Here is a 6778-nt window from a genome sequence, read left to right as displayed (position 1 = left end):
TATTGGGAGTTTCCCTGATTTGTACCCAGTAACGGGGCGATGGAAATTCTCTTAATCCCTTCTACGGCACAGGTTATGGCCTTTTGTCAACGGGGAAGTCCAGATATAAAGGCAGGAAAGTGAATGGCTTTGAGATTGTTGAACTCTTAAAGTCTAATCTTAATATTTCTCATGATTTACCGATAGTCGGCTTTTCGCTGGATTATGTAGAAGATGAATTTCTTCAATATGGTGCAGATGGTTTTTATTCCAAGCGTGAACTGTTCGACAGCGCCAATTTTCAGAAGTTTGTTGACTATCTGCAAGTAGTCTTCAATCAAGTTACTCAAACCAAATCGTCCAAGCCAGGAAAGAATTACGCGATCGCCATTGGCATCAATGACTATTACTATTTAGCATCGCTTAAATATGCAGTGAGAGATGCAGAAGCCATGTGTGATTGGTTTAGGACGGAGGGAAGATTTCAACAAGTTTACCTCTTTACTGATAACTCGCCTCCTATTACTGATGCAGTAGATCTGTTTCCTTCTCAACCAACCTGTGGAAAACTGAGAAGATTTCTGCAAAAAAGGTTTGAGCAACCTTTCTTATCAGCAGGGGATGATTTCTGGTTTTTCTTTAGTGGTCAAGGCCTGCGTTATCGAGACGTTGACTACCTAATGCTTACTGATAGCGATCCTCATTCTATTGAAGAGACAGCAATTTCTGTTAACTATATTAAAGAACGTCTGCGCCAGAGTGGGGCGGGTAATATCTTGATGTTTGTAGATGCTTGTCGTACTCAAAATTCAGCTAAATGAAAAGGGAGATTTTAAAATGCAAAAAAAACCTGAATACCCATCGAAAAAATTACAGCAAGAAAGCGAACAGGGGATTATAATTTTCTTTTCTTGTAGCCCTAGTGAATGTTCTTTGGAAATTGATGAAATTCAACAAGGTTCGTTTACCTATGCTCTTTTGGAGGCATTAAACAATCGAAGGGAAGCTAACACCGCTACTGTCGAAAGACTAGATAGATACTTACGCCAGAGAGTTCCAGAAATTAATCAACAGTATAATAAACCCCGTCAGACTCCCTATGTAGTAGTGGTTGAACCAGCCTCAATGTTACACCTAATCTTGTTTCCCAATCAGGCAACCCTTCAAGATGTGGCTCAACTTAAGCTGGATGCTTTGGAAGCAGAAGTCGAAGGAAAATTGGAGTTAGCAAAGCAATTATGTACTCGCATTATAGCCGTTTCTCCTTCAGACGAAGACGCACTTAAAGCACTAAAAAGAATTCTGCTTAAAATAAAAGAGGAGACTCTCTCATTACAAACCTTTACCTTTGAAACTGTCACCGTCAATCGCAAGGGTGAAATCATCAACCGCGAAACCCACTCCGCCCAATACTTTACCGAAGACTTGGGCAATGGCATTTTCCTAGATATGATCAACATTCCTAGCGGAAAATTTCTCATGGGTTCACTGCAAGACGAGAAAGATAGTTATAAACATGAACGCCCCCAAAATGAAGTTAGCGTCCCTTCCTTCTTCATGGGTAAATATCCCGTTACTCAAGCACAGTGGAGAGTGATCGCCTCCCGTACCGACTTAAAAGTAGAAAAAGACCTTGATCTTAACCCGGCCTATTTTAAAGACCGTCCCGATAGCGATCGCCGTCCTGTCGAACAAGTTAGCTGGTACGATGCAATCGAATTCTGTGCAAGATTATCAAAGCTGACCGGAAGGGAATACCGACTACCGAGTGAAGCGGAATGGGAATACGCTTGTCGTGCTGGAACCACCACCCCATTCTACTTTGGGGAAACCATTACCGGGAAATTTGCCAACTACAATGCCAGCGAAACCTACGCCGATGAACCCAAAGGAGAATATCGAGAAGAAACGACTCCTGTGGGACAATTTTCCCCCAATGCCTTCGGACTGTACGATATGCACGGCAATGTCTGGGAATGGTGCGCCGATACCTGGCACGATAACTATGACGGTGCGCCGAGGGATGGCAGTGTCTGGACAGAAAATGGGTATGATAATCATTCTTCTCTGCGGGGCGGTTCTTGGTACGTCAATCCGTATTTCTGCCGTTCTGCTTTCCGCAGCTACGACGACCGCCGCGACAACGACCACTACTTCCTCGGTTTTCGGGTGGTGTGCGGTGCTGGGAGGACTCTGTAACCCCTGAGTGCCTGACACAAGTGTCGGAAACCCTTGAAATAGCGTGGAAAGAGAAAAAGGTAGCAGGATATGGAATGCTGAGATTAACAGAACATCAGCGAACCTCCCATGTCAACCACTACCAGTCTCTATGCTCAACTACTTTCTTTACTGTGTCAACACAGCCAATGGCGAGACCTGCGACACCTCAAGGCATTAGCCTGGATGGTCACAGCAGTAATCTGTAGCGGGAAATTAAGCCTGCCAATGTGGGAGTCCTACGTCCCTAGTCGTGCAACACAGGCACAAAGCACCGAACGCAGATGGCAGAGATTTATGGGCAATCATCGAATTCGGGTCAAATCCCTGTATATTCCTCTGGTGCTAGCCGCCATCAGTAGCTGGAAAGGCAATCGACTTTACTTGGCATTAGATACAACTGTATTGTGGAATCGCTATTGTATGATTCATCTGTCGATAGTCTGTTGCGGTCGTGCAGTCCCCCTGTTATGGCGAGTGCTAGACCATCCGAGTGCCGCCGTCGCAGTGAACACCGACAAACCGATGCTGCGCTTGGCTCAGCGATTGTTGAAGGATTATCCCGATGTCATGCTCTTAGCCGACCGAGGGTTTGCCAATCATGGTTTGCTCAGTTGGCTGCAAGTCAGTGGATGGCATTACTGCTTACGTTTACCTGGCGACGTTCTGGTCCATGGGGTTCGGCGACATCCTATCGAAGTCAAATATCTCTGGCCTGCCAAAGGAGAAGCCATTCTTTACGATCAGGTCGGTCTGTGGACAGACGGCATCTATCGATGCAATCTTGTTCTGGCAAGGGTCACGGGAGTCAAAGAACCTTGGGCTGTCATTACTGACGAAACCCCCTCTCTGAACACTTTATGGCAGTACGCCTTGCGCTTTCGGGTCGAGGAGTTATTTTTAGATTCAAAATCCGGTGCTTTTCAACTTGAAGACTCCGCTATCCGTTCTGCTGCTGCTTTGACCCGTCTGTATTTGGTCGCAGCCCTTGCTCTTCTTTATGCCACTACTCACGGTATGGCCGTTCAACTCAATGGTCTTCGCTCTCAGGTTGACCCCCATTGGACGCGGGGTCTCAGCTATCTCAAAATTGGTCTTCGTTGGCTCCAGGGCGTTGTCCACAAGGGCCGCTCTTTGCTTTCTCCTATCCCTTTGTTCCACTCTGACCCAGAACCCTGTTTCTCTTCTAAGAACGCTCTCTCCGATTACTATGACCGAATATGGTTTTCCCGTGTTCACTCTTTGCTCTGTCGTCCTTGACCTGCTACCCCTGACACAAGATGTGTCAGGCACTCAGCTTCCAGACTACTGTGACCGCTGATTTTTTGGATTACCCGGAGCGGCACACCCCGGTTACTCATCATGGTCAAAGCCGACCTACGGAAACTGTGGGTCGAGACTCCTTTTAGTCCCGCCCGTTCGCAAGCGTTTCTTAGGATCAGGTCGGCACTCGATCGATGCAGGTGTCCTTTTTCTCTAGCGTTGTGGAAGGAAGGAAAAAGGTAACTATCGGGTTGAAATTCTTGTAAGTAAAGGTCGAGGATTTTCCGCAGGGCAGGATTGACGGGGATAGAACGAGTTCCCTTCTTGCCTTTGGTGGTGGACTTCCTGAAGGTGATCGTCGTTCCCACATCGTTGACGGTCAGTTGCAATGCCTCCGATATCCTGCAGCCGGTATGGAAACAGATGCCAAACAGACACCTATCCCGGTCGTTATCGAAACCGGCGAACAAACGATCTAGTTCGACTTGAGAGAGGATTTTGGCTTGTCCGTTACCGTTAACTTTCACGATACTTCTGTTCTACTCGACAATACTGCACTATCGTCTAGTATAATATAATGCCAGAAGTCGAGGGGGCGCGGTGAAACAATTGAGTTTATTCGTTACGGGTGGCGACGATCGAAGGGAGAAAGCCACCCAGATGAGCGAGGATTTCCTATTCGCTTGGAAGGAGAGAATTGCAGACTATCAACGACAGGTGAGAGAGGGAAAGACGGCGATCGAGCAACCGACTTTATTCGATCTACCGCAGACCACATGGCACACTGCCGATGAGATCGATCCTTTTTCTTTACCGCGTCATCCCTCGGACTTCTATCGCCGTCCCGACATTGAACCCCCCGACGATTCCAATCAAGGCTGTCTCTATTTCCAGATCGACCATGTTAGTAACATCGTACTGTATGTCGGAGAGACGAAGTTGAGCGCCCGCCGGCGTTGGTTGGGTTCCCACGATTGTAAGGATTACGTTCTTAGCTATATCGAGTTACACCGCCGCTACGATCTCGATGTGGCCGTTAATGCTTCCTTTTGGTATCATGTCCCACCCCAAAAAAAGATACTACAGCAGTGGGAACGGGAGCTTATTTTTAAGTGGCGACCTCCTTTCAACAAGGAGATGTGGGAGTTCTACGGCCAACCGTTCGGGAAACTCTAGCTACCGACAAATGCCGTCGTTTCTGTTAGGATAGACAGTAGCGATCGCTAAGATAGTTATGATGGGAAGAAACCGTTATCCCGATAATTGGGGGGAAATTGCCGCTAGGGTCAAGGAAAAAGCCGGCTGGAAATGTCAGTGCTGCGGGATGCAGTGTTTACGACCGGGGGAAGATGTCAGCGACCTGACCATTTCCGAGCGCTCGATCCGTAAACTGGCCGTACACCACCACAACCGACAACCAGAGGATAATCGCCCCGAAAATCTGATCGCCCTCTGTAGCGCCTGTCACCTTGAGCGCCACAAGTTCCGGCTCGGTTCCGTGTCTATCGGTCAGTTGTCGTTATTTTAGTCCGGCAATAAGAGGACAAAACGGCATCACGTTCTATCTCTAGTGTCCATCCGTTAGAGCGATCGAATACCCCCATCGTTCCCGCCACCGTATCTAACCTTTACTAGGTAATAAATTTGTACTATAACTTTCTTCCATCGATGGAACCCGATAACTCGATCGCCACCGTATCTAACCTTTACTAGGGGATAAATTTGTACTATCCTTCGATTTGTTTTAACCACCATTCCAGCAGGACGGCGCGGCATTGCAGGCAGGTGAGGGACTTCAACAAATCGCTGACTCCGATTGAATTAGCGGGATAGGTCAATAGTTCGCTGGTAGATAGCCCGCCGTCGATATCGGCAGTAAAACCGTAAAGTTTCTGATTGGAAAAGGAGCTATTTACTGCCCAACCCTCGCTGTTTAGGGGAGTTAATCGGGTCACTGCCGTCGCTTCAATTCCCAATTCTCGTTTTAGAGTCATCAACGCCGCCTCGTGATGGTCTTGCCCCTCGGAAATCCGACCACCGGGGAAATCGAGGGTTGTTTGTCCCAGTCCGGGGCGATAACTGGGAGCGGGCAGCAGTATCATCGAGTTTTGAACGGGCAGAACGATGACGGAATCAGCTTTTTCAACCCGCCAATACTCTAATAGTTGTCCTCGATCGTCTTGCAGGTGTTCCCCGATCAGGGTCAACCAGCGACAACGGAGTTCTAAAAAGCGATCATTTACTGGCCATGCCGGACTCGATGGTTGTTGCATTTTTAACCTACTCTATATGGAAGCTGTTAAAACAGATTCAAGAACTCCTCGATCGCCGCGTCGGGGGACTCCATACATTCTTGGGCTGTAAACCTTGCGGTGGCGATTCCTTCTCGTAAAAGCAACCGGTCTCTTATGTAGTCGCGATGGGTCTGGCCATTTTCTTGATGGTGTTTACCATCGATTTCCAAGCTGATGCACTTCCCTTTATGAAAGACCAAGAAATCTATCTCTAGTCTTCCCGTCATGGTAGATGCCGAGAGGGGAGAACCCTGACCACCTATCCGCCCCCTCGCATTGCCGAAAAATAACAAACCCCTTCTATCCAAAGCTTCAGCGATTTTTACTTCCACGGGCGATCGAAACATCATCCCGCCCCACTCGGTCGTTCCATTGTTGCTCCGACCGACGACGATGGCGCTTCCCCTAACGATTTGCTCGATCCTTTCCTGCCAATGCTCATCGAAAAACAACCGCCACCAGTGTTGAGTGCCGTGACCATCCCTCTGATCGGCGTAGGCGAGGTGCAGGTTCGGCTTGATCTCCATGTAGAACCCCGGCCTGGTTTTAGGATAAAGCCATTGATTTATTCGCTTCCTGAGATTTTTCTCCTTGTTAGCACTCAAGGCAACAAAAAAATCTAACAGTTGTGAGGTTCTCAATTCTCGCAATAGGGGAAGCTTCCCACCGATAGAAACCAATTCGCCGCTATTTTCGGTTCCTTCATCGTTAAATTCCATAGAATAGAGCATTTCTAAGCGGAAATAGCAGAGCGGAAATGGCTAGTGATTCCCAAGCCAATCCCAGAAACGAGGAGAAGATTCACGTCTAATTCCCTTCGATCCGATTTGAGCGAGTTTAAAACAAATTTGGCTTTCATAAGACCTCTTGCATAATTTTTTTATGGTATAATATAAGCTTTTGCTTTTTTCTCAATTCTTAGATTGAAGTGGAAAAAAGAATAAAATGTGATCTTAGGTCAGGAAATCATCTATAATTTTGCTATGTTTATTAGCAAAATTATGGATTATCAAAACTTATCAGAT

General features: G+C 47.2%; 9 protein-coding genes. 5 read left to right on the top strand and 4 right to left on the bottom strand.

The window, feature by feature from the left end; all coding sequences use genetic code 11:
* Positions 1-119 precede the first annotated feature (119 nt).
* The 3 genes from IQ242_RS13040 to IQ242_RS13030 all read left to right on the top strand — a co-directional run bounded on the left by IQ242_RS13040 (position 120) and on the right by IQ242_RS13030 (position 3456).
* On the top strand, positions 120-800 hold the full coding sequence (locus IQ242_RS13040; protein WP_193960263.1) for a caspase family protein: 681 nt from the start codon (positions 120-122) through the stop codon (positions 798-800).
* Positions 801-816: 16 nt separating this feature from the next.
* Positions 817-2178 (top strand): SUMF1/EgtB/PvdO family nonheme iron enzyme, encoded by a 1362-nt coding sequence (locus tag IQ242_RS13035; RefSeq protein ID WP_228020969.1) that lies wholly within the window; start codon positions 817-819, stop codon positions 2176-2178.
* Between the two features lie 108 nt (positions 2179-2286).
* On the top strand, positions 2287-3456 hold the full coding sequence (locus tag IQ242_RS13030) for a transposase (RefSeq protein ID WP_193960262.1): 1170 nt from the start codon (positions 2287-2289) through the stop codon (positions 3454-3456).
* Here the strand turns inward: IQ242_RS13030 and IQ242_RS13025 are convergent.
* Positions 3432-3986: a tyrosine-type recombinase/integrase gene (locus IQ242_RS13025; protein WP_370582986.1), complete on the bottom strand. Its 555-nt coding sequence runs from the start codon at positions 3984-3986 to the stop codon at positions 3432-3434. The two genes, IQ242_RS13030 and IQ242_RS13025, sit on opposite strands and share 25 nt — an antisense overlap.
* Before the next feature lie 73 nt (positions 3987-4059).
* Here IQ242_RS13025 and IQ242_RS13020 point away from each other — a divergent pair, with 73 nt between their 5' ends.
* Positions 4060-4635, top strand: coding sequence for a GIY-YIG nuclease family protein (locus IQ242_RS13020; protein WP_228020968.1), 576 nt, complete (start codon positions 4060-4062; stop codon positions 4633-4635).
* A 58-nt stretch (positions 4636-4693) separates the two neighbouring features.
* A complete protein-coding gene (locus tag IQ242_RS13015; protein WP_080754225.1) occupies positions 4694-4987 on the top strand; it encodes an HNH endonuclease signature motif containing protein in 294 nt (97 codons plus the stop codon).
* A gap of 199 nt (positions 4988-5186) precedes the next feature.
* Here IQ242_RS13015 and IQ242_RS13010 read toward each other — a convergent pair whose 3' ends face one another.
* From IQ242_RS13010 to IQ242_RS26750, 3 genes are read right to left on the bottom strand one after another with little or no spacing between them, the layout of a single operon-like run.
* The gene (locus IQ242_RS13010; RefSeq protein WP_193960260.1) at positions 5187-5732 is read right to left on the bottom strand and encodes an NUDIX domain-containing protein; all 546 of its coding nucleotides are present in this window, start codon (positions 5730-5732) and stop codon (positions 5187-5189) included.
* A 26-nt stretch (positions 5733-5758) separates the two neighbouring features.
* Positions 5759-6472, bottom strand: a complete 714-nt coding sequence (locus IQ242_RS13005; RefSeq protein ID WP_193960259.1) for a DUF559 domain-containing protein — start codon at positions 6470-6472, stop codon at positions 5759-5761.
* Between the two features lie 14 nt (positions 6473-6486).
* Positions 6487-6612: a hypothetical protein gene (locus tag IQ242_RS26750; RefSeq protein ID WP_255520653.1), complete on the bottom strand. Its 126-nt coding sequence runs from the start codon at positions 6610-6612 to the stop codon at positions 6487-6489.
* Positions 6613-6778: the final 166 nt, after the last annotated feature.

Source organism: Microcystis sp. LEGE 08355 (genome assembly GCF_015207185.1).
Taxonomy (GTDB): domain Bacteria; phylum Cyanobacteriota; class Cyanobacteriia; order Cyanobacteriales; family Microcystaceae; genus Microcystis; species Microcystis panniformis.
This window is presented reverse-complemented; position numbering and strand designations above follow the sequence as displayed.

What these genes read in the sequence shown, in the direction of transcription:
- IQ242_RS13035 (WP_228020969.1), top strand. Translation starts at nt 817, where the DNA reads ATGCAAAAAAAACCTGAATACCCATCGAAAAAATTACAGCAAGAAAGC.
- IQ242_RS13030 (WP_193960262.1), top strand. Translation starts at nt 2,287, where the DNA reads ATGTCAACCACTACCAGTCTCTATGCTCAACTACTTTCTTTACTGTGT.
- IQ242_RS13015 (WP_080754225.1), top strand. Translation starts at nt 4,694, where the DNA reads ATGATGGGAAGAAACCGTTATCCCGATAATTGGGGGGAAATTGCCGCT.
- IQ242_RS13010 (WP_193960260.1), bottom strand. Translation starts at nt 5,732, where the DNA reads ATGCAACAACCATCGAGTCCGGCATGGCCAGTAAATGATCGCTTTTTA.
- IQ242_RS13005 (WP_193960259.1), bottom strand. Translation starts at nt 6,472, where the DNA reads ATGGAATTTAACGATGAAGGAACCGAAAATAGCGGCGAATTGGTTTCT.
- IQ242_RS26750 (WP_255520653.1), bottom strand. Translation starts at nt 6,612, where the DNA reads ATGAAAGCCAAATTTGTTTTAAACTCGCTCAAATCGGATCGAAGGGAA.